We start from the raw sequence: 22,851 nt of genomic DNA on the forward strand, positions 1-22,851 counted from the left end.
TGACCGTTTTGGTCGAAGCGCCACCGTGGCGCATGCGTGCGGCGGCAGCAAGGCGCCGTCGTCAGTCGCCGCGCGCGCCTTCCGCCGGATCACCGCCAGAACCGTCGAAACGACGGCCCGAGCCCTCGACACCGCCACGATCGGCGTCCGAGGGGGAGTCCGGATCGGCGGCCGCCCGGCCTTCCTCGGCTAGTTCCTCATTGATCGCGCGCGAATCGGGATCGTCGTCCGATCCCGAGGCCGAGCCGCCTCGCAGCGATCCCGCGCGCGTATCCGACCCGGAATCGCTGCCGTCCAGCGCGTCGATCAGCGTATCCGCCTTATGACCCAGGTCCGGCTTCTCGCCCATGTCCGCGGCTTCTCTTGCGTCGTCGCAATCCACTTCGGGCTTGGTGGGATCGATGTCCGTCATGGCGCAGGTCTCCGATGGTCGAGATGAGTCTAAAGCGCCCGACCCGGTTGCGGTTCCGCCCCCGCGCCCTTGAACCCCGCCAGACAGCCCCGATCTAGGCGTCATGATCCCGTTCTCAGTTCTCGACCTCTCCCCCATCGTCGAAGGCGGCGACGCCCGCCGCGGCCTGGACGAAACCCTGGCCCTGGCCCAGGCCGCCGACCGCCTCGGCTACGAGCGGTTCTGGCTGGCCGAGCACCACAACATGCCCGGCATCGCCAGCGCCGCGACATCGATCGTCATCGGCCATGTGGCGGCGGGGACGCAGCGTATTCGCGTTGGCTCCGGCGGTGTCATGCTGCCCAATCATGCGCCGCTGGTGGTCGCCGAACAGTTCGGCACGCTGGAGACCCTGTTTCCCGGCCGGATCGATGTCGGCCTGGGTCGCGCGCCCGGCACGGACGGCGCGACCGCCCGTGCGCTCCGTCGCTATTTCGAGGGCGCCGACCAGTTCCCGCGCGACGTGGTCGAGCTGATCCAGTGGTTCGAACCGGCGCCCGAGAACCAGCCCGTCCGCGCCGTGCCCGGCGCCGGCCTGCGCGTGCCGGTCTGGCTGCTGGGCTCCAGCCTGTTCAGCGCTCAGTTGGCCGGTCAGCTCGGCCTGCCCTACGCCTTCGCCAGCCATTTCGCGCCCGAACTGCTGCTTGAGGCCCTGGCGCTGTATCGCCGCAGCTTCACCCCCTCGGATCGCCTGGCCAAGCCCCACGCCATGGGCGCGATCAACGTCTTCGCCGCCGACACGGACGCGGAAGGCGTGCGCCTGTCCACCTCGATGCAGCAGAGCTTCGCCCGCCTCTCGACCGGCAAGCCCGGAAAACTGCCCCCGCCCGTCGACGACATCACCACCGTCCTGACGCCGCAACAGATCGAGGGTGCCAAGGGCCGGCTGATCTATTCCGCCGTCGGCGGGCCCGAGACGGTCAAGCGCCAACTCTCTGACTTCATCGCCCTGACCGGCGTGGACGAACTGATGGTCACCGGAATGATGTTCGACAACGCCGCCCGCATCCACAGCCTGGAAATCGTCGCCGAGGTGCGCGAGCAGATGGACAAGGCGGAAGCGGCCTAAATCCCTTTCAAAAACTCCAGCAGCAGCGCGTTCACTTCGTCCGACCGCTCCTGCTGGATCCAGTGCCCGCCCCCCGGCACGACAACCGACCGGGTCAGCCCGGGAGCCCAATCCTTCAGCCCCGCCTCATGGCCTCCAGCGTAGTGGCGCACCGGGTCATCCTCACCGACGACGAACAAGGCCGGCGGCGTGATCGTCTGGTCCTGCACGAAGGCCGTCAGCGACCAATTCAGGTCCAGCGCCCGATACCAATTCAGCGGCGCATCGAACCCGCCAGCAGAAAACGCCTGCACATATTCGTCGAAATGATCCGCGCTCATCCACGGCGGCAGGGTCGCTGCGTCGTCGATGGTGTCCAGCAAGGCCACGCCTTCGGGCATGAAGCCGGTGGAGCGCCGATCCGCAGGCGTCGCCCCGTCATAAGCGTAGAATAGCTTCCTCAACGCCGTCGCCGGATCGGCGTCCAGCGCCAGATGGGCGTCTGGAGCCTGGAACCGGCTGATGTAGAGGTCGCCCAGCCCCGCCCGTTTCGAGATCGCGGCCATGGCGGCGGTGGGCGGTCCCTTGGGCCGGCGCGGCTGGAACGGCACCGACAGGCCCGCCACGGCCGTGAACACGTCGGGCCTCAGCAGGGCGCAATGCCAGGCCACCGGCGCGCCCCAGTCGTGACCCACGACGACGCAGGACGTCTTACCCAGCGCCCGGACCAGATCGACCATGTCCCCGACCAGGTGCAGGATGGAATAGGCGTCCACGCCCGCCGGCTTCTCGGTCCCGCCATAACCCCTCATGTCGGGAGCTGCGACGTGGTATCCTGCCTGGGACAAGGCCTCGACCTGGGCCCGCCAGCTGACCCCCAGTTCGGGAAAGCCGTGGATCAGCAGGACCAGCGGCGCGTTCTGGTCTTCGAACCCGGCGTCCAGAACCTGTTGGATCAGGCCGTCGGTCTTGATAAGCCGCGTTCGCATTCCACCCTCCTTTGCGGTCTTCGCCGCTTATTCTTCGTCAGGACGGACATGACCCGCCTCGTCACATTCGCAGACGGTACGACCGTTCCCGCCCTCGGCCAAGGCACCTGGGAGCTGGGCGACGACCCCGCCTGGCGCGACGAGGAGCAACAGGCCCTGGCGCGCGGCATCGACCTGGGCATGACCCTGATCGACACGGCCGAACTGTATGGCGATGGCCGCTCCGAACGGCTGGTGGGCGAGGTCATCGCCGACCGCCGCGACGAGGTCTTCCTGGTCTCCAAGGTCCGGCCCGAGAACGCCTCGGAGATGAAGATGATGCTGGCCTGCGAGAAGTCGCTTGAACGGCTGGGCGTCGAACGGCTGGATCTCTACCTGCTGCACTGGGAAGGCAATGTCCCGCTGGAAGAGACTGTCGAGGCCTTCCGCGACCTGGTCGACGAGGGGATGATCGCCCGCTGGGGCGTATCCAACCTGGACCTGCGGGCCATGGAGCAGCTGATGGAGATCGAGGGGGGCGAGGACTGCGCCGCCAATCAGTTGCTCTATAATCTGGCCTCGCGCGGGGTGGAGTTCGACCTCCTGCCGTGGATGCAGGCGCGCGACATGCCGATGATGGCCTATTCGCCCCTGGGACGCAGCGAGCTGCTGGAACAGCCCCTGATCCGCGACATCGCCAATCGCCATTCGGCCAGCCCGGCCCAGGTCGCCCTGGCCGCCGTCCTGCGCCACGACGGCGTCATCGCCATCCCCAAGGCCAGCTCCGTCGAACACGTCGAGGCCAACGCCGACGCCCTGGAAATCCAATTCGATCTGGAAGACCTGGAACGCCTGGACGAGGCGTTCCGCGCCCCGAACCATGCGGTGCCGCTGGATATTATCTGAGGCGCCAGCGCGCCCCACTCCGACGCCGTCATCCTCGCCCTCGTGGCGAGGATCCCGACTCCCGGTGTTTCCGCATTCATGCGCTGGCGTCGGACACCGGGAGTTCTGGATCCCAGGGACAAGCCCTGGGATGACGAACTTAAGAGAAGCAGTCTTCCGCGATCACTCCCAGCAGTCGCGCCCGCTCATCGTCCGTATACGGAACAACCGGCCCTCGCCCCCACACCGGATCGGGCCACAGGCCGTCGTCGCGCCTCCGCCCCACCACATGAACATGCAGTTGCGCCGTCACATTGCCGATGGCGCCGACGTTCAGCTTTTCCACAGCGCCCAGCCGCCGGACCAACGCCCCGGCCCGCACAGTCTCCTCGATCAGCATGGCCCGCTGCTCGACGCTCAAATCCTCCAGCTCTACCGCCCCCTCGACGTGCGGGATCAGGATCAGCCAGGGAAACCGCGCATCGTCCTGCAGCCGCACATGGCACAGCGGCCATTCGGCGGCGGCGACCGATCCGGCCTCGAAGGCCGGGGCGACCTCAAACCCCATCCTCAGTTCAGCCCGTAGATGACGCAGGCGCTGTCGGTCAGGGTCTGCAACGGCGGTTGCAGCGCCAGCCGCGCCGCCTCGATGTCCGACTCGCTCGGCCCTGCCCCGCGCGCCATCGGCGCGGGCGGCGGCGGGGGCGGTGCAAAGGCCGCCTCGGCGCTCACCCGCGATCCGGTCACCACGATGTCGTCCACAGTCGTCGCCTGTCCGCCGGCGGCATAGGAGGGCCAGCCCGCCAGCACGTCCGTCTGGCACACCCGCCCCGACGGATCGATGATCTTGACCCGGCCCAGGGTCGCGCCCGCATTCGTCGCCGCCGCCTCGGCCCGCCGCCGCGCATCCTTCATCGCCTCGGCCTGCAGATTGGCCTTCCAGCTGTTCTCCGGCTCCAGGTTGAAGTTCACCTGGCCGATCGACGTCGGGCGCGAGGCCACGATCGTCGCATAGACCCGCTCGATCAGGCGCACGTCGCGCACCGTCACGCTGACGGAGGCGTCGGCCTGATAGCGCGCCACGCGGTCGGCGCGGGTGTTGTCGCGCATCACCCCGTTCTCGTCGCGGTACTGATCGTACAGAGGCCGAGTGGTGACGCTGGTCTCGACCCGCACCTTGTCCGCACCGTATGCCGACAGCGACTGGCTCAACGCTCGCACCTGGTCGGCGGCGGCGCGCGAGGCCTCCGTGACGCTGCGGTCCACCGACTGGAAGCTGGCGGAGACGAAGGCGCGGTTAGCCTGGATTTCGACCCGCACCTGACCGACCGAGGCGATCACCGGATCGCGCATCCACCAGGGCGCGGGGATATAGCGGTCGCCGATGGTGGCGGGCGGGGTCTGGGCGAGAGCAGGCGTCGCAACGGCGGCCAGCAGCAGGGCCAGGGTCAATGAACGGCGCATCGAAATCCTCCGGTTTAGGCCGGACCTTCGCAAGCCTGACCAAGGCCGTAAAGCGAGGTTCTTGCGACAGCCGCTTGAGGGGTCTAGACCGCCCGCACGATTAATCCCCATTTCGCACACGCAATAAAACGGAGACATCCATGGCTCGCGCGAAGATCGCCCTTATCGGCGCCGGCATGATCGGCGGAACCCTGGCCCACGTGGCCGCGCGCGAAGCCCTGGGCGACGTGATCCTGTTCGACATCGCCGAAGGCACGCCGCAAGGCAAGGCCCTCGACATCGCCGAGGCCACCGCCGTCTTCGGCTCGGACGTGGCCCTGAAGGGCGCCAACGACTATGCCGACATCGCGGGCGCCGACGTCTGCATCGTCACCGCCGGCGTGCCGCGCAAGCCGGGCATGAGCCGCGACGACCTGATCGGCATCAACCTGAAGGTCATGAAGGCCGTCGGCGAAGGCATCAAGGCCCACGCCCCCAACGCCTTCGTCATCTGCATCACCAACCCGCTCGACGCCATGGTCTGGGCCCTGCAGAAGTTCTCGGGCCTGCCCAAGGAGAAGGTCGTCGGCATGGCCGGCGTGCTGGACTCGGCCCGCTTCGCCTACTTCCTGGCGGAAAAGACCGGCGTCTCGGTTCAGGACATCCACGCCTGGACCCTGGGCGGCCACGGCGACGACATGGTGCCGATGGTGCGCCACTCGACCGTCGGCGGCCTGCCCCTGCCGGACGCCGTCGCCGCCGGCCTGCTGAGCCAAGCCGATCTGGACGCCATCGTCGACCGTACCCGCAAGGGCGGCGGCGAGATCGTGGCCCTGCTGAAGACCGGCTCGGCCTTCTACGCCCCGGCCGAAAGCGCCATCGCCATGGCCAAGTCCTACCTGCTGGACCAGAAGCGCGTCCTGCCCTGCGCCGTCTGGCTGTCCGGCGAATACGGCCTGTCGGACCTCTATGTCGGCGTCCCCGCCCTGATCGGCGCCGACGGCGTCGAGAAGGTGATCGAGTTCACCACCAACGACGACGAAAAGGCGATGTTCGAAAAGTCCGTCGCCTCGGTCCAGGGCCTGCTGCAGGCCTGCAAGGATATCGACGCCTCGCTGGCGTAAGCCACGCGTCAATCGAATAACGAAGGGCTGCGGAGCGATCCGCGGCCCTTTTCAATTCCCGTGACTCTTCCCTTCTCCCTGAGGGAGAAGGTGGCCCAAAGGGCCGGATGAGGGGTTACGGTGCGGGCCGTGTCGCACAGCGGCGCATGGAAACTCTCCGAAGGTCAGACGTCACCCTAGCCGTCAGTCGCGGACGTGCGCCAGCCAGTCCTTGCTCTGCATCTCGTTGAAACGCGACACGGTCCGCTCGAACTCGAACGCCCCCATCCCCTCGGTATAGAGGGCCTCCGGCTTGGCCGCCGCCAGCACGATCAGCTTGGTCTTGGCCTCGTACAGCGCGTCCACCAGCGTCACCAGACGCCGCGCCTCGTGGTGGTTGGCCGAACTCAGGATCGGCACGTCTTCCAGGAACAGGGTGTGGAACCTCTGGGCGATGGCCAGATAGTCCTGCGGCCCCAGCGGCTTGCTGCACAGTTCCGCGAACGTCGCTCGCGCCATCGAGCCGACGGTGCGTTCCACCACCACGTCGCGACCCAGCACGGTCAGATGCGCCGGCTCCTCCGGCTCCCCGCCCTTCAGCTCACGCCACAGATCCTCGAACGCCGCCCGGTCGTCGGGCGTGTGCCACACCTGGGCCGAGGTCATTCGGTCCCGCCGCCAGTCGCGCGCCCCGGCCATCTCCACCACCGCGCAACGGTCGCGGATGATGTCGATGAAGGGCGTGAAGAGCTGGCGGTTGATGCCGTTCTTGTACAGGTCCTCCGGCGCGCGGTTCGAGGTGATGGCCAGCACCACCCGATCCTCGAACAGGGCCTCGAACAGCCGTCCCAGGATCATGGCGTCGGCGATGTCCGTCACCTGCAGTTCGTCGAAACACAGCAACCGGGCTTCCGACGCGATCAGCTTGGCGATCGGCGGAATCGGGTCGTCGCCCTTATGGGCGCCGAACACGGCCTTACGCGTTTTCGCATCCCCCTCGCGCCACTGTTTCACCAGCTCGTGGATGCGGGCCATGAAGGCGTGGAAGTGGGCGCGCGTCTTTCGCGGCTCAGGCGTCGCCGAATAGAACAGGTCCATCAGCATCGACTTGCCGCGTCCTGGCGGCCCATAGAGGTAGACGCCCCGCACCTCCGGCGCCTTGCCGAACAGGCCGCGCTTGGCCAGATCGACCTCCAGCCGCTCCAGCGCCGCGATCACGCCGGCCTGCTCTGGATCTGGCGTCAGCACGCCCTCTTCCACGCGGATATCGTAGGCGTTGCGGATGCGGGAGGTCATGGGACGGCTGCTTAACGCCCCCTCCGCCGAAAAGCGATTGCTTCGCGGCCCCGAACGCCTATTTGCAATGCCGAACACCACCAAAAAAAGGCGCTCAAGCAGCGAGGCTCCGCTGAGCCGAGCGTAGCGCGTCCGAAGGACCAAGCATCATGGGTTATCGCGTCGCCATCGTCGGAGCCACGGGCAATGTGGGCCGCGAAATGCTGAACATCCTGGAAGAGGTCGAATTCCCCGTCGACGCCATCCACGCCATCGCCTCGCGCAAGTCCAAGGGGGTCGAGGTCTCATTCGGCGACAAGACCATCAAATGCCAGGACATCGAACAGTTCGACTTCTCGACCGTCGACATCGTCCTGATGTCCGCCGGCGGCGACGTGTCGCGCGAATGGTCTGAAAAGATCGGCAAGGCCGGTCCCATCGTGATCGACAACTCCTCGGCCTTCCGCAAGGACGCCGACGTGCCGCTGATCGTGCCGGAAGTGAACCCGGACGCCATCAAACTGGCGACCAAGAAGAACATCATCGCCAACCCCAACTGCTCGACCATCCAGCTGGTGACGGCGCTGAAGCCCCTGCACGATGCGGCCAAGATCAAGCGAGTGGTGGTCTCGACCTATCAGTCGGTGTCCGGCGCCGGCAAGGAAGGCATGGACGAGCTGTGGAACCAGACCAAGGCCATCTACGGCCTGGGCGACGCGCGTCCCAAGAAGTTCCCCAAACAGATCGCCTTCAACGTCATCCCCTACATCGGCGCCTTCCTCGAGGACGGCTCGACCGACGAGGAGCAGAAGATGTCGGACGAGACGCACAAGATGCTGGACCCCGACATCAAGGTCACCGTCACCTGCGTGCGGGTGCCGGTCTTCGTGGGCCACTCCGAGGCCGTGAACATCGAGTTCGACCGCGCCATGGAACCCGACGAGGCCCGCGCCATCCTGCGCGAGGCGCCGGGCGTGCTGGTGATCGATAAGCAGGAGCACGACGGCTACATCACCCCCGTCGACGCCGCCGGCGAACACGCCGTCTATGTGTCGCGCATCCGCAAGGATCCGACGGTCGAAAACGGCCTGAACCTGTGGGTCGTGTCCGACAACCTGCGTAAGGGCGCCGCCCTGAACGCCATCCAGATCGCCCAGCTGCTGGACGAGACGGGCGTCATCACGTCGTCGTCGGGATACCGTTCGATTACGGTGTAAGCATCCGCCCCATCATCCTCGGGCTTGACCCGAGGATCGGACCTGACAAAGCGCCCATGCCTCGTCCGTTCGCACCAGCGGCCGATCACTCGATCCTCGGGTCAAGCCCGAGGATGACGTCGAAGGCTTGGAAGGACATGCGCCAATGACCTCCGCCACCCCCAATGACCCCCGCGCGGTCGGCACGGCCATCGCCTGCTACACCCTGTGGGGCCTCTTGCCGCTGCTGTTCATGGCGATGGCGGCCCACGGCTTCGGCGCGCCCGAGATCCTGGCCCACCGAGCCGTCTGGTCGGTCTTCGTCGCCGGCCTCGTCCTGCTGCTGGCGGGTCAGTGGGGCGAGGCGCGCAAGGTGCTGGCCACGCCGCGCACCCTGGCGTGGCTGGCCCTTTCAGCCCTGCTGATCGCCACCAACTGGAGCCTCTACGTCTACGCCACGACGCACCATGCGACGCTGGAGGCCAGCCTCGGCTACTATATCAATCCCCTGCTCAACATGGCGGCGGGCGCGGTGCTGTTCCGCGAGAAGATCGACCGCTGGAGCGCCGTCGCCATCGGCCTCGCCGCCGTCGGGGTGGTGATCCAGACCGTCGCCCTGGGCCATGTGCCGATCATCGGCCTGACCCTGGCCGTCACCTTCTGCGGCTATGCGGTGATCCGAAAGCGTGTCCCCGCCTCGGCTCAGACCGGCCTGTTCGTCGAATGTCTGGTGTTGCTGCCCATCGGCGCGGTCTTCCTGGTTTGGCTGACCACGCATGGCCAGGCGGTCGGCTTCGCCTCGCCGTCCGGCCTGATGTGGGCCCTGATCAACGGGCCGGCGACGGTGATCCCCCTGGTGCTGTTCGCCTGGTCGGCGAGACGCCTGCCCCTGTCCACCGTCGGCTTCATCCAGTTTCTGGCCCCCACGCTCCAGTTCGCCTGCGGCGTCCTGACAGGCGAGGCCCTGACCCCGCTGCGCATCGTCTCCTTCGTCTTCATCTGGGTCGGCGCCGGCGTCTTCGCCCTGGGCGCCGCCAATCGCAGCCGTGCGGCGCGCGAGGCGTTGAAGACCACGGCGGAACCGGCGTAGCCTCCGCTCTTCAAGGAGGCGAGGCCATGACGACCGCCCAACCCGGCCCCTGCGAAGGCGGACAGGTCCACGCCGCCGCCCATCCCGAGCATGACCTGTCGGCGGCGCGCAAACGCTGGGTGCTGGCGGCGACCGTCCTGGGATCCAGCCTGACCTTCATCGACGGCTCGGCCCTAGGCGTCGCCCTGCCCGCCGTGCAGCGCGACCTCGCGGCGGGCACGGCGGCGGTGCAGTGGGTGTCGAACGCCTATCTGCTGACCCTGGGCGCCCTCGTTTTGATCGGCGGGGCGGCGGGCGACCGGTTCGGGCGACGCCGCGTCTTCCTGATCGGCGTGGCGATCTTCGCCCTGGCCTCTATCGGCTGCGCCCTGGCGCCCTCGGTTCAGGCCCTGATCGCCGGTCGGGCGGTGCAGGGGATCGGCGCGGCCCTGCTGACGCCCGGCGCCCTGGCGGTGACCGGCGCGACCTTCCCGCCGGAGGAGCGCGGCAAGGCCTTTGGGACCTGGGCCGGCTTCGGCGCCCTGACCGGCATGATCGGGCCGCTGATCGGCGGATGGCTGGCCGACGCCGCCGACTGGCGCGCCATCTTCTGGATCAATGTCCCCTTGGCGATCCTGACCGCCGTCGTCACCCTGGCGGTCACGCCCGAGAGCCGCGATCCCGACGCCAAGGGCCTGGACTGGCTGGGCGCCGTGCTGGCGGTCGCAGGACTGGGCGCCCTGACCTGGGCGCTGACGGCGGCGCCCGATCTGGGCTTCGCCTCGCCGCTCATTCTCGGCGGACTGGTCGGCGGCGTCGCGCTGCTGGCCGCCTTCGTCTGGGCCGAGGCGCGCGAGCAGCGGCCGATGATGCCGCTGGCCCTGTTTCGATCTTCGGTGTTCAGCGGCGTCAATCTGCTGACCCTGCTGCTCTATTTCGCCCTGGGCGGCGCCATGTTCTTCCTGCCGTTCGACCTGATCCGGGTCCATGGCTGGAGCGCCACCGAGGCGGGGGCGGCCATGCTGCCCTTCGCCGCCGTCATGGGTCTGTTCTCGGGGCTGGCCGGGCGGATCGCCGACCGATTCGGCGCGCGCCTTTCGCTGAGCGTCGGCCCGGCATTGGCGGGCATCGGCCTGGCCCTGCTGGCGGTCCCTGCGCCCGGCGCGGGCTATGTCGACGGGCCGCTGGCGGGAATGACGGTGATGGCGATCGGCATGACCCTGGCCGTCGGACCGCTGACGGCGACAGTGATGGGGGCGGTCCAGCCGGGCCACACCGGCGTGGCCTCGGGCGTCAACAACGCGGTGGCGCGGGTCGCAAGCCTGCTGGCCGTGGCCCTGCTGGGTCTGGTGCTGTCAGCGGTCTTCGCCGCAGTCGCGGACCAGCCTGACGGCCGCGCCCTGCTGGCCCAGGTCATGTCGGGCGCCGAGATGACGCCCCTCGGCCGCGACGCCTTCCACGCCGCCTTCCGGACGGTGATCCTGGCTTGCGCGGCCTGTGCGGGCCTGGCGGGGCTGATCGGCCTGCTGACCGCGCCCGGCCCTGTTCAGAAGGCGGCGTAAAGGGCGTCCAACAGGCGCTTGGGCCGGGGATCGCCAATCAGGTGCGGCGACTGGCGCGTCATCACATAGGCCGCCGACAACCGGCGCGACGGATCGGCCATGGCCATCGACCCGCCCCAGCCGTAGTGGCCGAACGCTTCATCCGGCCCGAACACCTTCAGCCCGTCGTTGCGCATCAGCCCCGCCGCCCAACTGATCTCGAACGGCAGCACCTTGTCCGGCCCGTGGATGCGTTCGCGCGTCAACTGCTCCAGCGTCCCCGCCGACAGCACGGACCGGCCATCCAGCGTCCCGCCATTGGCGACCACGCCTAGCATCCGCGCCAGCCCCAGGGCCGTGCCGTGCAGGTTGGCCGACGGGATCTCCATCTCGCGCCACGCGGCAGAGCCCCGTCCGCCGGGCGCCGAACCGCGATCCAGGAAGGCGGCCTGTTTGATCGGATCAATGGTTCCCAGGCTGGGCGCTGCGGTCGGCTTCCTCATCTGCGCCACCCGCCCGTGCTCGCTCTCCGGCAGGCCGATCCACAGATCCAGCTCGGGGAAGTCCTGGCGCAGGGCCTGACCCATGGTCCGTCCCGTCGCGCGGCGAAACACCTCATTGGCCAGATAGCCGACCGTGACGGGGTGATAGCCCGAGGCCGTGCCCGGCGCCCACATCGGCGGCTGGGCCGCCAACCGCGCCAGCACGGCGGGCACATCGAACCAGATCGTCGGATCGACCGCCTCGGAGAAGCCGGGGAGGCCCGACTGGTGGCTCATCAACTGGGCCACGGTCACGTCCGCCTTGCCCGCCGCCCCGAACTCGGGCCACAGCGAGGCGACCGTCTGGTCATAGTCGACCTGCCCCGCCTCGACCGCCGTCGCCATCAGGATCGCCATCACCGCCTTGCCGGTCGAGAAGACCGAGGTCAGGGTCGCATCGGTGAACGGCGTCGTCTTCGCCGTATCCGCATGGCCCGCCCACAGATCGACGACCGCCTCGCCCTCGACCAGCACGCTGAACCGCGCCGCCTGCTCGTTCAGCCCCTCGGGCGCCTCGGTGAAGTTGGCGGCGAACGCCTCACGCACGCCCTCATAGCCGGGAGCGCAGACGCCTTGGATGTCGATCGGATCGGTCATGGGCTGGTCTTAGCCGCCCGCCGGCCGCCTGTCAGCCGCGCGCGGGCGTGCAGAAACTAGGACGGGCGTTATCAGCCCGGAAGACATTGGCGACGAAGGCGGGACGTCGCCCCTCGGTGCGCTTGACCAGAACCGCGATCATCGGCCGTTGCGCCTCGCCCGTACACCAGACTGTGCGGCTGTTGTTGTCTCCCGGGATGGTCTGGCCTTCGACGAAGGCGCCATGACGCGCCGTCAGGACGACCGCCGCCTCTCGCAACGCCTCGGGATCGCCGCCCTCCACCGAAGCGGAGCATCCCCCGTTCGGCAGGGCCACGACGAAGACCTTGGAATAGGAGGCCAGCCGCCACGCCGTCGTCGCCGTGGGCGATCCGGTCGAGCGCGGCGGAACGGGCCGCAGCCAGTGATCCAGCGCCAACGCCTCGATCGAAGACCCATCGCGCACCGCCGTCATGCAGATGTCCGAAAACACGATGCCCATGGCTGCGGTCGGCGAGGTCAGCGCCGCATAGGGCGCGGGCTGGGTGCGGCGCGCCTCGGGTGTCTGAGCGGCAAAACCACCGAGCAAGGCTCCGATCAGGCACGCCCCGGCCAAAGACGTCAGAACTCGCAGCATCCTGCCGCCAGCGCTCGTCCGTTCTAATTTCGACATCACCAGCCCCCTGCGATACCTGAGGGTTGCAGCAACACCCGGCTGGGTCAAATGAATAGCCTATTACGAAAAAGGCCCCGCACCGGAGCGCGGGGCCTTTGATCGTTTCGACCCTTGAACAGGTTCAGACCGCGACGACCTCGGTCGCCTGTTCGGCCAAGATGGTCAGGCCTTCGCCGTTGACGTCGGCAAAGCCGCCGTGGACATCGTACTGGATCTTGGTCCCGCCGTTATAGACGGTCACCAGACCCTCGCGCAGGGCGGTCATGAAGGGGGCGTGGTCCGGCAGGACGCCGAAGTCGCCCTCGACGCCCGGCGCGTCCACCTGGTCCACGAGGCCCGAAAAGACCTCGCGTTCCGGCGAGACGAGGGAGAAGTTCAGCTTGCCGGCCATGATCAGGCTTCCGAAGCCATCTTCTCGGCCTTGGTGACGGCCTCTTCGATGGCGCCGACCATGTAGAAGGCGGCTTCCGGCAGGTGGTCGTAGTCACCGGCGACGATGCCCTTGAACGAGCGGATCGTGTCGGCCAGTTCGACGAACTTGCCCGGTGCGTTGGTGAACTGCTCGGCCACGAAGAAGGGCTGCGACAGGAAGCGCTGGATCTTGCGGGCGCGCGAGACGACCAGCTTGTCCTCTTCCGACAGCTCGTCCATGCCCAGGATGGCGATGATGTCCTTCAGGCCCTTGTACTGCTGCAGCACTTCCTGGACCGAACGGGCGACCTGGTAGTGCTCTTCGCCGATGACCAGCGGGTCCATGATCCGCGAGGTCGAGTCCAGCGGATCGACGGCGGGGAAGATGGCCTGGGCGGCGATGTCGCGCGACAGCATGGTCGTCGCGTCCAAGTGGGCGAACGATGCGGCCGGCGCCGGGTCGGTGGGGTCATCGGCGGGGACGTAGATGGCCTGGACCGAGGTGATCGAGCCCTTCTTGGTCGAGGTGATGCGCTCTTGCAGATTGCCCATCTCGGTCGCCAGCGTCGGCTGATAGCCCACGGCCGACGGGATACGGCCCAGCAGAGCCGACACTTCCGAGCCTGCTTGGGTGAAGCGGAAGATGTTGTCGACGAACAGCAGGACGTCCTTGCCTTCTTCGTCGCGGAAATACTCGGCCTGGGCCAGGCCGGTCAGGGCGACGCGGGCGCGGGCGCCGGGAGGCTCGTTCATCTGGCCATAGACCAGGGCGCATTTGGAGCCTTCGGTCGAGCCGCCGTTCTTGGCCGGGTCCACGTTCACGTTGGACTCGATCATCTCGTGATACAGGTCGTTGCCTTCGCGGGTGCGCTCGCCCACGCCGGCCAGGACCGAATAGCCGCCGTACGCCTTGGCGATGTTGTTGATCAGTTCCTGCATGGTGACGGTCTTGCCGACGCCGGCGCCGCCGAACAGGCCGGTCTTGCCGCCCTTGGTGTAGGGGCAGATCAGGTCGATGACCTTGATACCCGTGACCAGGATTTCCGACGAGTTGGTCTGCTCCTCGAAGGTCGGGGCCTCGCGGTGGATCGGACGGTATTGCGTGGTCTGGATCGGGCCGGCTTCGTCGATCGGCTGGCCGACGACGTTCATGATGCGGCCCAGCACGCCCGGTCCGACCGGGGTCTGGATCGAGGAGCCGGTGTCGATCACGGGCTGACCGCGCGTCAGGCCTTCGGTCGTGTCCATGGCGATGGTGCGGACCATGTTCTCGCCGAGGTGCTGGGCGACTTCCAGAACCAGGGTGAAGGGCTCGCCCGTCTTCTGGTCGACGTTCTGGGTGTTCAAGGCGTTCAGGATCGCCGGCAGGTGGCCGGTGAACTCGACGTCGACGACGGCGCCGATGACCTGGGCGATCTTGCCGGTGGCGACGATGGAGCCGGGCGCGGTCGCGGCGGCGGGCGCCTTCTTGACGGCGGGCTTCTTGGCGACTGCCTTCGGGGCGGCGGTTTTTTTGGCGACGGTGTCGGTCATGGCTGGGGTCCGTATCGGAATGTCTGTTCGGTCGGGATCAGAGGGCTTCGGCGCCGGCGATGATCTCGATCAGTTCGGTGGTGATCTGGGCTTGGCGCTTGCGGTTGTATTGCAGCGTCAGGGCGTTGATGAGGTCGCCGGCGTTGCGCGTGGCGTTGTCCATCGCCGCCATCTGCGACCCGAAGAAGCCCGCCTGGTTCTCGTACAGAGCGGCCAGGATCTGGGTCGTCAGGTTGCGCGGCAACAGGGTTTCCAGGATTTCCTCTTCCGAGGGCTCGTAGTCATAGACCGCGCCGTTCAGGTCGATCGGGGCCGCGTCGCCCTCGACCACGGCCGGGATCAGCTGCTTGCCGGTCGGGACCTGTTGGATCACCGACTTGAACTGGCTGTAGAACAGGGTGACCACGTCGGCCTGACCGTCCTCGAACGCCGTGGCGATCATTTCGGCGACCGGCTGGGCCGAAGGCAGGCCGATGGTCTTGTGCTCGCTCAGTTCGAAGGTGTGGATCACCTTGTCGCCATACAGACGCGTCAGCTGATCGCGCGACTTCTTGCCGACGGCGATGATCTTCACGTCCTTGCCGTTGGCGATCAGGCTGTTGATCCGTTCGCGTGCGGCGCGGATGACGTTGGTCGAGAAACCGCCCGCCAGACCCTTGTCCGCCGTCGCCACCACGATCAGGTGACGCTGGTCGGCGCCCGTGCCGGCCAGCAGCTTGGGCGCGTCGGCGCCCGAGACGCCGGCGGCCAGGTTGGCGATGACCGAGGCCATCTTCTGCGCATAGGGTCGGGCGCTTTCGGCCTGATCCTGGGCGCGTTTCAGCTTGGCCGCGGCGACCATCTGCATGGCTTTCGTGATCTTCTGCGTCGCTTTGACGCTTCCGATCCGATTGCGCATTTCCTTGAGGCTGGCCATCCGGCGCTTACTCTCTCAGCTTATCCGGCGGGGTTCAGGCGAAGGTCTTGACGAAGGCGCCCAGGATGTCCTTCAGCTCGGCTTCGAGGTCCGAGGTCAGGTCTTTCTTGGTGCGGATGCCTTCGAGCAGCGAGGCGTGGTTCGCATGGATGCGCGCCAGCAATTCCCTCTCGAAACGCCCCACGTCGCCCACGGCGATGCCGTCGATATAGCCACGCGTGCCGGCGTAGACCGAGACGACCTGCTCTTCCATCGCCAGCGGCGAGTATTGCGGCTGCTTCAGCAGCTCGGTCAGGCGGGCGCCGCGCGCCAGCAGCTTCTGGGTCGAGGCGTCCAGGTCCGAGCCGAACTTGGCGAAGGCGGCCATCTCGCGATACTGGGCCAGCTCGCCCTTGATGGTGCCGGCGACCTTCTTCATCGCCTTGGTCTGGGCCGAGGAGCCGACGCGCGACACCGAGATGCCGACGTTCACGGCCGGACGGATGCCCTGGTAGAACAGATCGGATTCCAGGAAAATCTGGCCGTCGGTGATCGAGATCACGTTGGTCGGGATGTAGGCCGAGACGTCATTGGCCTGGGTTTCGATGATCGGCAGGGCCGTCAGCGAGCCCGAGCCGTAGTCTTCGTTCAGCTTGGCCGAACGCTCCAGCAGGCGCGAGTGCAGGTAGAAGACGTCGCCCGGATAGGCTTCACGGCCCGGCGGGCGGCGCAGCAGCAGGGACATCTGGCGATACGCAACAGCCTGTTTCGACAGATCGTCATAGACGATCAGGGCGTGCATGCCGTTGTCGCGGAAGAACTCGCCCATGGCGGTGCCGGCGAACGGCGCCAGGAACTGCAGCGGGGCCGGCTCGGACGCCGTGGCGGCGACGACGATGGTGTATTCCAGCGCGCCGGCCTCTTCGAGCGTCTTGACGATCTGGGCGACGGTCGAGCGCTTCTGGCCGATGGCGACGTAGATGCAATAGAGCTTGGCGCTCTCGTCGTCGGTCTTGTTGACGTTCTTCTGGTTCAGGATGGCGTCGACGGCGACGGCGGTCTTGCCGACCTGACGGTCGCCGATGATCAGCTCGCGCTGGCCGCGGCCGACGGGGATCAGGGTGTCGATGGCCTTCAGGCCGGTCTGCATCGGCTCGTGAACCGACTTGCGCGGGATGATGCCCGGCGCCTTGACGTCGACGCGACGGCGCTCGGTGAACTCGATCGGGCCCTTGCCGTCGATCGGCTCGCCCAGCGGGTTGACGACGCGGCCCAGCAGGCCACGGCCGACCGGCACGTCCACGATCTCGCCCAGGCGGCGCACGTCGTCGCCCTCGGCGATCTGGGCGTCGGCGCCGAAGATCACGGCGCCCACGTTGTCGCGTTCCAGGTTCAGGGCCATGCCCTTGACGCCGGCCTTGGTGAACTCGACCATTTCGCCGGCCTGGACATTGTCCAGACCGTGGATGCGGGCAATGCCGTCGCCGACCGACAGCACGCTGCCGACGTCGGAAACGTCGGCTTCGACGCCGAAGTTGGCGATCTGCGACTTGAGGATGGCCGAGATTTCAGCGGCGCGGATGTCCATGACGGGCTCTCTGTTCTTCAGTCTTCTGCGGGTGCGCCGTTCAGGCGCGCATTCTTGGTGGCGGGAGCGCGTTTATGCGCGCTTGAGGGCGAACTTCATCTGGTCGAGCTTGGTCTTCAGCGAGGCGTCGAACAGTTTCGAGCCGACCTTGATCTTCAGGCCGCCCAGGATCGACGGATCGACGCGCGCAGTCAGTTCCGGCGCCTTGCCCAGGCTCTTTGACAGGGCGGCGGTGATGGCGGCGACCTGCTTGGCGTCCAGCGCCTGGGCCGAGACGACCTCGGCGGCGACGACGCCGGCATGTTTGGCGTAGCGGGCTTCGAACCCGGCGATGACGGCGGGCAGGTCCTTGGCGCGATGGTTCTGGGCCAGCAGACCCAGGAAGTTAGACGTGGTCTGTTCGAACTTGGCCTTGGCGGCGATGGCGACCAGACCCTTGGCCTGATCGTCGGCGGAGATGACAGGCGAGGCGGCCAGACGACGCAGGTCGGCGCTCTCGATCCAGGCCGCCTTCAGCGACTTCAAATCGGTGCGCACGGCGTCCAGGCGGCCGGTTTCCAGCGCCAGGTCAAACAGCGCCTGTGCGTAGCGATCGCCGACTTCCGTCGTTCTGAAATCATCAGCCACTGATTAGGGTCCGAGGTCGTTGTGTCAGGGTCGCGACCGACTGCGAGGCTCGCAACGGTCAAAAGCTTGAAATGCTTACGGAAAGCACGACGGAGGCCGTATCCGTAAATACGCCCCCTCCAAGCCGGGCGCCTGATAGCACGGGGTTTCGCCGCTCGCAACATTCCGTGAAGGCGCGTCGATGCCGCAGGGGGCAAGGGACAGGCTGCAAGGAGGTGTCTCCTCCCCACATCGTGGGGAGGGGGAGCGCGCGTAGCGGGGTGGAGGGGTTTTGACGTCCCACAGTCGCCTCTCCCTCCCCTTCATGGGGAGGGACGATCGCGCAGCGATCAGGGTGGGGCCGTCAGGACGGGCGCAGCGCTTCACACGCCCCCACCCCGGCTTCGCGCCGCTTCGCCGCCCCTCCCCATAAAGGGGAGGGAGAAACACGCTCCAGCCATCACAATGCCGCTGGTCCATTCGCTGCGATTTCAATCGCTTGCCGATTTATGTCCCCCTTCTCCTGCCCACGGGGTCAAACGGCCGCATAATACACCCGTCCCGTCGCCCGGAGGGCTCGCTTGGCCTGCGACCTTGCGGCGGCGGGAGCGGATGGAACGGGGGCGATGGTGAAACTCCATCGCGCTGGCGGCGACACATGGTGCGCCGGCGGAGGGTCGAGGGGGATACTCGATCGCACTCGGGACGGGGTTCGCAAACTCCGCCGACCCGTCGCAGGCTTATGGGGTTAGGCGATAAGACCGCCACCGCTCGACGCCCCGTCCTCGGGCTTGACCCGAGGATCAGCAGGCCAACCACCCGCGCGGAGCGTCAACCCTTCGTCGAAACGGTAACAACAAAACCAAACTCCGGGCGAAGGCCCGGCGCTCTGCCCAGCCCTCCATAAACTTCGCAGGCCAGACGCCGCGAAGGCGCTTTTGCGCGCCATGTTCCATCGCAGAGTGACAGGGGGTGCGACCATGACGCCGCACCCTCCGGCTTGATCGGAACTCGCGGCGGCCCTAGCGCTTTCCGCTCAAGCTTTTCTCCCCCTCAGGAACCCCAATGCTCGACAGCATCACCCCGCTTCTCTCCGATCCGGCCGCCTGGGCCGCATTGGTGACCCTCATCGTGATGGAGGTGGTGCTCGGGATCGACAACCTGATCTTCATCTCCATCCTCTCGAACAAGCTGCCCGAGCACCAGCGCCAGAAGGTCCGCCGCATCGGCATCGGCCTGGCCCTGATCATGCGTCTGGCCCTGCTGTCGATCATCGCCTGGCTGGTCGGCCTGGTTCAGCCCGTCTTCACCATCATGGGCAACGAGTTCTCGTGGAAGGATCTGATCCTGATCGCGGGCGGCTTGTTCCTGGTCTGGAAGGCCACCAAGGAAATCCACCACACCGTCGATCCCACGCCCAGCGACGCCGTCCTCGACAAGAAGGACGTGATGATCATGAACGCGGGCGCCGCGATCTTCCAGATCATCATCCTCGACATCGTCTTCTCGATCGACTCGATCCTGACCGCCGTCGGCATGACCGAACATCTGCCGATCATGGTCGTCGCCGTCCTGGTCGCCGTGACCGTGATGCTGCTGGCCGCCGACCCCCTGGCGAACTTCATCAACAAGAACCCCAGCGTGGTCATGCTGGCGCTCGGCTTCCTGCTGATGATCGGCATGGTGTTGATCGCCGACGGCTTTGGGTATCACGTGCCCAAGGGCTACATCTATGCGGCCATGGCCTTCTCGGCCGGCGTGGAGGCGTTGAACATGATGGGTCGTCGCGGCGCCACCAAGAAGGAACAGGCCGAACAGGCCCGCAGCGAGGCGAACGCCGCCGAGGTCCGCGCCCAGAAGGCCGAGGCCGAAGCCGCCGCAGAGCAGGGCTGAGGCTGATGACCCGCCTGTCGTCCCGTCTCGCCGGTCTTGTCGCCGGCCTGCTGTTGGCGACAGGCGCGTCCCTGCCTGTCCGGGCCGAGGTTCCGGTCCAGTCCTACGAGGTCGTGCGGGCCTATCCGCACGACACGGGGGCCTTCACCGAGGGCCTCTTCTTCCATGACGGCGGCCTCTACGAAAGCACCGGCCTCTATCCGTCCTTCATCCGCCAGGTGGCCCTGGAGACCGGCGAAGTGCTGCGCCAGCGCGACCTGCCCACGGTCTATTTCGGCGAGGGCATGACCACGCTGAACGGCAAGCTCTACAGCCTGACCTGGCGCAACCACATCGGCTTCATCTGGAAGCTGGACGACTTCTCGCCGCTGGGCGGCTTCTCCTATCCGGGCGAAGGCTGGGCCCTCACCACCGACGGCCGCCGCCTGATCATGAGCGACGGCACAGACCAGCTGCGCTTCCTCGACCCCGAAACGCTGGCCGAGACCGGCCGGATCTCCGTCACCGCCGACGGCCAACCGCTGGATCAGATCAACGAGCTGGAATGGATCGATGGCGAGGTCTTCGCCAACATCTGGCAGGACAACCGCATCGCCCGCATCGACCCCGAGACCGGCGTGGTGAAGGCCTTCATTGATCTGACCGCCCTTGTCCCCAAGGACATCGGCCTGGACCCCAACGACGACGTCCTGAACGGCATCGCCTGGGACGCCGCCGGCAAGCGCCTGTTCGTCACCGGCAAACGCTGGCCGCAGCTGTTCGAGATCAAGCTGCGCTGATCCACACGGCGAAAGGGCCGGACGCTGCAGCGTCCGGCCCTTTGCTTTTCAGCCTGCGCTCAGGCTCAGCCGTGCAGGTCGAACCGGTCCAGCTCGGTCACCTTGGTCCAAGCCGCCACGAAGTCCGACACGAACTTTCCTTGCGCATCCGCCCCGGCATAGACCTCGGCCAGGGCGCGCAGCACGGCGTTGGAGCCGAACACCAGATCGACGCGGGTGCCGGTCCATTTCGGTTCGCCCGTGCCACGGTCGCGCCCTTCGAACACATCCTGGGCGTCCGAGGTCGCCGTCCACTTCACGTCCATGTCCAGCAGATTGACGAAGACATCGTTGGACAGCACGCCGGGCCGCTCGGTCAGCACGCCGTGGGTCGCCCCGCCGACATTGATGTCGATGGCCCGCAGGCCGCCGATCAGCACCGTCATCTCGGGCGCCGTCAGCGTCAGCCGCTGCGCCTGATCGATCAGCAGGGCCTCGGCCGGAACCGCATAGCGGGCCTTCTGGAAGTTGCGGAACCCGTCGGCGACCGGCTCCAGATAGGAGAAGGATTCGACATCCGTCTGCGCCTGGCTGGCGTCCGTCCGACCCGGCGTGAACGGCACGCTGGCCTCATGCCCCGCCGCCTTGGCCGCCTGCTCGACGCCCGCATTGCCGGCCAGCACGATCAGGTCGGCCAGCGAGACTTTCTTGCCGCCCGTCTGGCCCTGATTGAACTCGAACTGGATACGCTCCAGCGCCTTCAACACCCGGTCCAACTGCTCGGGCTGGTTGGCGGCCCAGTCCTTTTGCGGCGCCAGGCGGATACGCGCGCCGTTCGCCCCGCCCCGCTTGTCCCCGCCCCGGAAGGTCGAGGCCGAAGCCCAGGCCGTGCCGACCAGTTCCGACGCGCTCAGGCCCGAATCCAGCACCTTGGCTTTCAGGACCGCCGCATCCGTCGCATCGATCAGCGGGTGATCCACCTCCGGCACGGGATCCTGCCAGATCAGCACTTCGCGCGGCACTTCCGGCCCGACGTAGCGCGAACGCGGCCCCAGGTCGCGGTGGGTCAGCTTGAACCAGGCCCGCGCAAAGGCCTCGGCGAAGGCCTGCGGATTGTGCAGGAAGCGCCGCGAGATCGCCTCGTATGCCGGGTCGAAGCGCAGCGACAGATCGGTCGTCAGCATGGTCGGCCGCTTCTTCTTGGACGGATCGTGGGCGTCGGGAATGACCTCGCCGGCGTCCTTGGCCACCCACTGGTGCGCGCCTGCCGGGGACTTCTCCAGCTCCCATTCGAAGCCGAACAGGTTCTCGAAGAAGAAGTTGCTCCACTGGGCCGGCGTTTGGGTCCAGGTGACTTCCAGGCCGCTGGTGATGGCGTCGCCGGCCTTGCCGGAACGGAAGCTGGAGGCCCAGCCCAGGCCTTGCGCTTCCAGGCCGTCCGCCTCGGGCTCGGCCCCGACATGGTCGGCTGGGCCGGCGCCGTGGGTCTTGCCGAAGGTATGGCCCCCCGCGATCAGGGCGACCGTCTCCTCGTCGTTCATCGCCATCCGCGCGAAGGTGTCGCGGATGTCGCGCGCCGCCGCGATCGGATCGGGATTGCCGTCCGGCCCCTCCGGATTGACGTAGATCAGACCCATCTGCACGGCGGCCAGCGGGTTCTCCAGATCGCGCGTGTGCCTGTCGCCGTCCGCGTCGTCATCGCTGACCAGCACGGCCTCGTCGCCCGGCTTCACCACCCCGTGCGAGCCGTGGGCGTAGCGTTCGTCGCCGCCCAGCCAGGTCGTCTCGCGACCCCAATAGACGTCCTGATCCGGCTCCCAGACATCCTCGCGACCGCCGGCGAAGCCGAAGGTGCGGAAGCCCATGGTCTCCAACGCAACGTTTCCGGTCAGGATCAGCAGGTCGGCCCACGAGATGGCCTGGCCGTATTTCTGCTTGATCGGCCACAGCAGGCGCCGCGACTTGTCGATATTGACGTTGTCGGGCCAGGAGTTCAGCGGCGCGAACCGCTGCTGACCGCGCCCGCCGCCGCCACGTCCATCGCCGACACGATAGGTTCCCGCGCTGTGCCAGGCCATGCGGATGAACTGCGGCCCATAATGACCGAAGTCGGCCGGCCACCAGTCCTGCGAATCCGTCATTAGCGCGCGCAGGTCGGCCTTCAGTCCCTCATAATCCAGCTTGGCGAAGGCCTCGCGGTAGCTGAACCCCTCGCCCAGCGGGTCGGACCGGTTCGAATGCTGGTTCAGCAGGTCGGTGCGCAGTTGGCCCGGCCACCAGTCGCGGTTCTGCACCCCGCCGCCCGCGACGGATTCGGTCGTCCGGCCGGAGAAGGGGCATTTGGCTTCGTCGGTCATGGTGGCGTTTCCCTGCTGGATGAGCGCACGGACATCA

21 protein-coding genes are annotated in these 22,851 nt (G+C 67.3%); 8 read left to right on the forward strand and 13 right to left on the reverse strand.

What is annotated here, in order from left to right:
• Nucleotides 1-61 precede the first annotated feature (61 nt).
• The gene (locus ACZZZD_RS09500; protein WP_463434550.1) at nt 62-412 is read right to left on the reverse strand and encodes a ribonuclease; all 351 of its coding nucleotides are present in this window, start codon (nt 410-412) and stop codon (nt 62-64) included.
• A gap of 103 nt (nt 413-515) precedes the next feature.
• Between ACZZZD_RS09500 and ACZZZD_RS09505 the strand changes: the two genes are divergently transcribed.
• The gene (locus tag ACZZZD_RS09505; RefSeq protein ID WP_463434552.1) at nt 516-1,520 is read left to right on the forward strand and encodes an LLM class flavin-dependent oxidoreductase; all 1,005 of its coding nucleotides are present in this window, start codon (nt 516-518) and stop codon (nt 1,518-1,520) included.
• Here the strand turns inward: ACZZZD_RS09505 and ACZZZD_RS09510 are convergent.
• Nucleotides 1,517-2,488, reverse strand: a complete 972-nt coding sequence (locus ACZZZD_RS09510) for an alpha/beta fold hydrolase (RefSeq protein ID WP_463434554.1) — start codon at nt 2,486-2,488, stop codon at nt 1,517-1,519. The two genes, ACZZZD_RS09505 and ACZZZD_RS09510, sit on opposite strands and share 4 nt — an antisense overlap.
• Before the next feature lie 48 nt (nt 2,489-2,536).
• On the opposite strand from ACZZZD_RS09510, the gene ACZZZD_RS09515 reads away from it, so the two are divergent.
• Nucleotides 2,537-3,373 (forward strand): aldo/keto reductase, encoded by an 837-nt coding sequence (locus tag ACZZZD_RS09515; RefSeq protein WP_463434555.1) that lies wholly within the window; start codon nt 2,537-2,539, stop codon nt 3,371-3,373.
• Between the two features lie 139 nt (nt 3,374-3,512).
• Here the strand turns inward: ACZZZD_RS09515 and ACZZZD_RS09520 are convergent, their stop codons facing one another.
• Nucleotides 3,513-3,920 (reverse strand): HIT domain-containing protein, encoded by a 408-nt coding sequence (locus tag ACZZZD_RS09520; RefSeq protein WP_463434557.1) that lies wholly within the window; start codon nt 3,918-3,920, stop codon nt 3,513-3,515.
• Between the two features lie 2 nt (nt 3,921-3,922).
• Entirely contained in the window at nt 3,923-4,816 is an 894-nt protein-coding gene (locus ACZZZD_RS09525; RefSeq protein ID WP_463434559.1) for an SIMPL domain-containing protein, read from the reverse strand.
• A 140-nt stretch (nt 4,817-4,956) separates the two neighbouring features.
• Between ACZZZD_RS09525 and mdh the strand changes: the two genes are divergently transcribed.
• Nucleotides 4,957-5,919, forward strand: coding sequence for a malate dehydrogenase (gene mdh, locus ACZZZD_RS09530; RefSeq protein WP_463434561.1), 963 nt, complete (start codon nt 4,957-4,959; stop codon nt 5,917-5,919).
• Nucleotides 5,920-6,102: 183 nt separating this feature from the next.
• Here the strand turns inward: mdh and zapE are convergent, their stop codons facing one another.
• Entirely contained in the window at nt 6,103-7,194 is a 1,092-nt protein-coding gene (gene zapE / locus ACZZZD_RS09535; RefSeq protein ID WP_463434563.1) for a cell division protein ZapE, read from the reverse strand.
• A 149-nt stretch (nt 7,195-7,343) separates the two neighbouring features.
• On the opposite strand from zapE, the gene ACZZZD_RS09540 reads away from it, so the two are divergent.
• From ACZZZD_RS09540 to ACZZZD_RS09550, 3 genes are all read left to right on the forward strand, one after another.
• On the forward strand, nt 7,344-8,390 hold the full coding sequence (locus tag ACZZZD_RS09540; RefSeq protein ID WP_463434565.1) for an aspartate-semialdehyde dehydrogenase: 1,047 nt from the start codon (nt 7,344-7,346) through the stop codon (nt 8,388-8,390).
• A 145-nt stretch (nt 8,391-8,535) separates the two neighbouring features.
• Entirely contained in the window at nt 8,536-9,459 is a 924-nt protein-coding gene (gene rarD, locus ACZZZD_RS09545) for an EamA family transporter RarD (protein WP_463434567.1), read from the forward strand.
• A 26-nt stretch (nt 9,460-9,485) separates the two neighbouring features.
• Complete coding sequence (locus tag ACZZZD_RS09550) at nt 9,486-11,000, forward strand: DHA2 family efflux MFS transporter permease subunit (RefSeq protein WP_463434569.1); 1,515 nt, start codon at nt 9,486-9,488, stop codon at nt 10,998-11,000.
• On the opposite strand, the gene ACZZZD_RS09555 is transcribed toward ACZZZD_RS09550, so the two are convergent.
• The 7 genes from ACZZZD_RS09555 to ACZZZD_RS09585 form a co-directional block, all read right to left on the reverse strand.
• Nucleotides 10,985-12,118: a serine hydrolase domain-containing protein gene (locus ACZZZD_RS09555; protein WP_463434571.1), complete on the reverse strand. Its 1,134-nt coding sequence runs from the start codon at nt 12,116-12,118 to the stop codon at nt 10,985-10,987. The two genes, ACZZZD_RS09550 and ACZZZD_RS09555, sit on opposite strands and share 16 nt — an antisense overlap.
• Before the next feature lie 31 nt (nt 12,119-12,149).
• Entirely contained in the window at nt 12,150-12,734 is a 585-nt protein-coding gene (locus ACZZZD_RS09560) for a hypothetical protein (protein WP_463434573.1), read from the reverse strand.
• Between the two features lie 160 nt (nt 12,735-12,894).
• A complete protein-coding gene (locus ACZZZD_RS09565) occupies nt 12,895-13,164 on the reverse strand; it encodes an ATP synthase F1 subunit epsilon (RefSeq protein ID WP_463434575.1) in 270 nt (89 codons plus the stop codon).
• A 2-nt stretch (nt 13,165-13,166) separates the two neighbouring features.
• Nucleotides 13,167-14,717: a F0F1 ATP synthase subunit beta gene (gene atpD / locus ACZZZD_RS09570; protein ID WP_463434577.1), complete on the reverse strand. Its 1,551-nt coding sequence runs from the start codon at nt 14,715-14,717 to the stop codon at nt 13,167-13,169.
• Nucleotides 14,718-14,754: 37 nt separating this feature from the next.
• Complete coding sequence (locus ACZZZD_RS09575) at nt 14,755-15,633, reverse strand: F0F1 ATP synthase subunit gamma (protein WP_463434579.1); 879 nt, start codon at nt 15,631-15,633, stop codon at nt 14,755-14,757.
• Between the two features lie 34 nt (nt 15,634-15,667).
• Nucleotides 15,668-17,200: a F0F1 ATP synthase subunit alpha gene (gene atpA, locus ACZZZD_RS09580; protein WP_463434581.1), complete on the reverse strand. Its 1,533-nt coding sequence runs from the start codon at nt 17,198-17,200 to the stop codon at nt 15,668-15,670.
• 72 nt (nt 17,201-17,272) lie between these two features.
• The gene (locus ACZZZD_RS09585; protein ID WP_463434583.1) at nt 17,273-17,827 is read right to left on the reverse strand and encodes a F0F1 ATP synthase subunit delta; all 555 of its coding nucleotides are present in this window, start codon (nt 17,825-17,827) and stop codon (nt 17,273-17,275) included.
• Between the two features lie 1,044 nt (nt 17,828-18,871).
• Here ACZZZD_RS09585 and ACZZZD_RS09590 point away from each other — a divergent pair.
• On the forward strand, nt 18,872-19,699 hold the full coding sequence (locus ACZZZD_RS09590; RefSeq protein WP_463434585.1) for a TerC family protein: 828 nt from the start codon (nt 18,872-18,874) through the stop codon (nt 19,697-19,699).
• A 5-nt stretch (nt 19,700-19,704) separates the two neighbouring features.
• A complete protein-coding gene (locus ACZZZD_RS09595; RefSeq protein ID WP_463434586.1) occupies nt 19,705-20,478 on the forward strand; it encodes a glutaminyl-peptide cyclotransferase in 774 nt (257 codons plus the stop codon).
• Nucleotides 20,479-20,543: 65 nt separating this feature from the next.
• Here the strand turns inward: ACZZZD_RS09595 and katG are convergent, their stop codons facing one another.
• Nucleotides 20,544-22,814, reverse strand: coding sequence for a catalase/peroxidase HPI (gene katG, locus ACZZZD_RS09600; RefSeq protein WP_463434588.1), 2,271 nt, complete (start codon nt 22,812-22,814; stop codon nt 20,544-20,546).
• Nucleotides 22,815-22,851 lie beyond the last annotated feature (37 nt).

It is taken from the genome of Brevundimonas sp. AC546 (assembly GCF_979258305.1).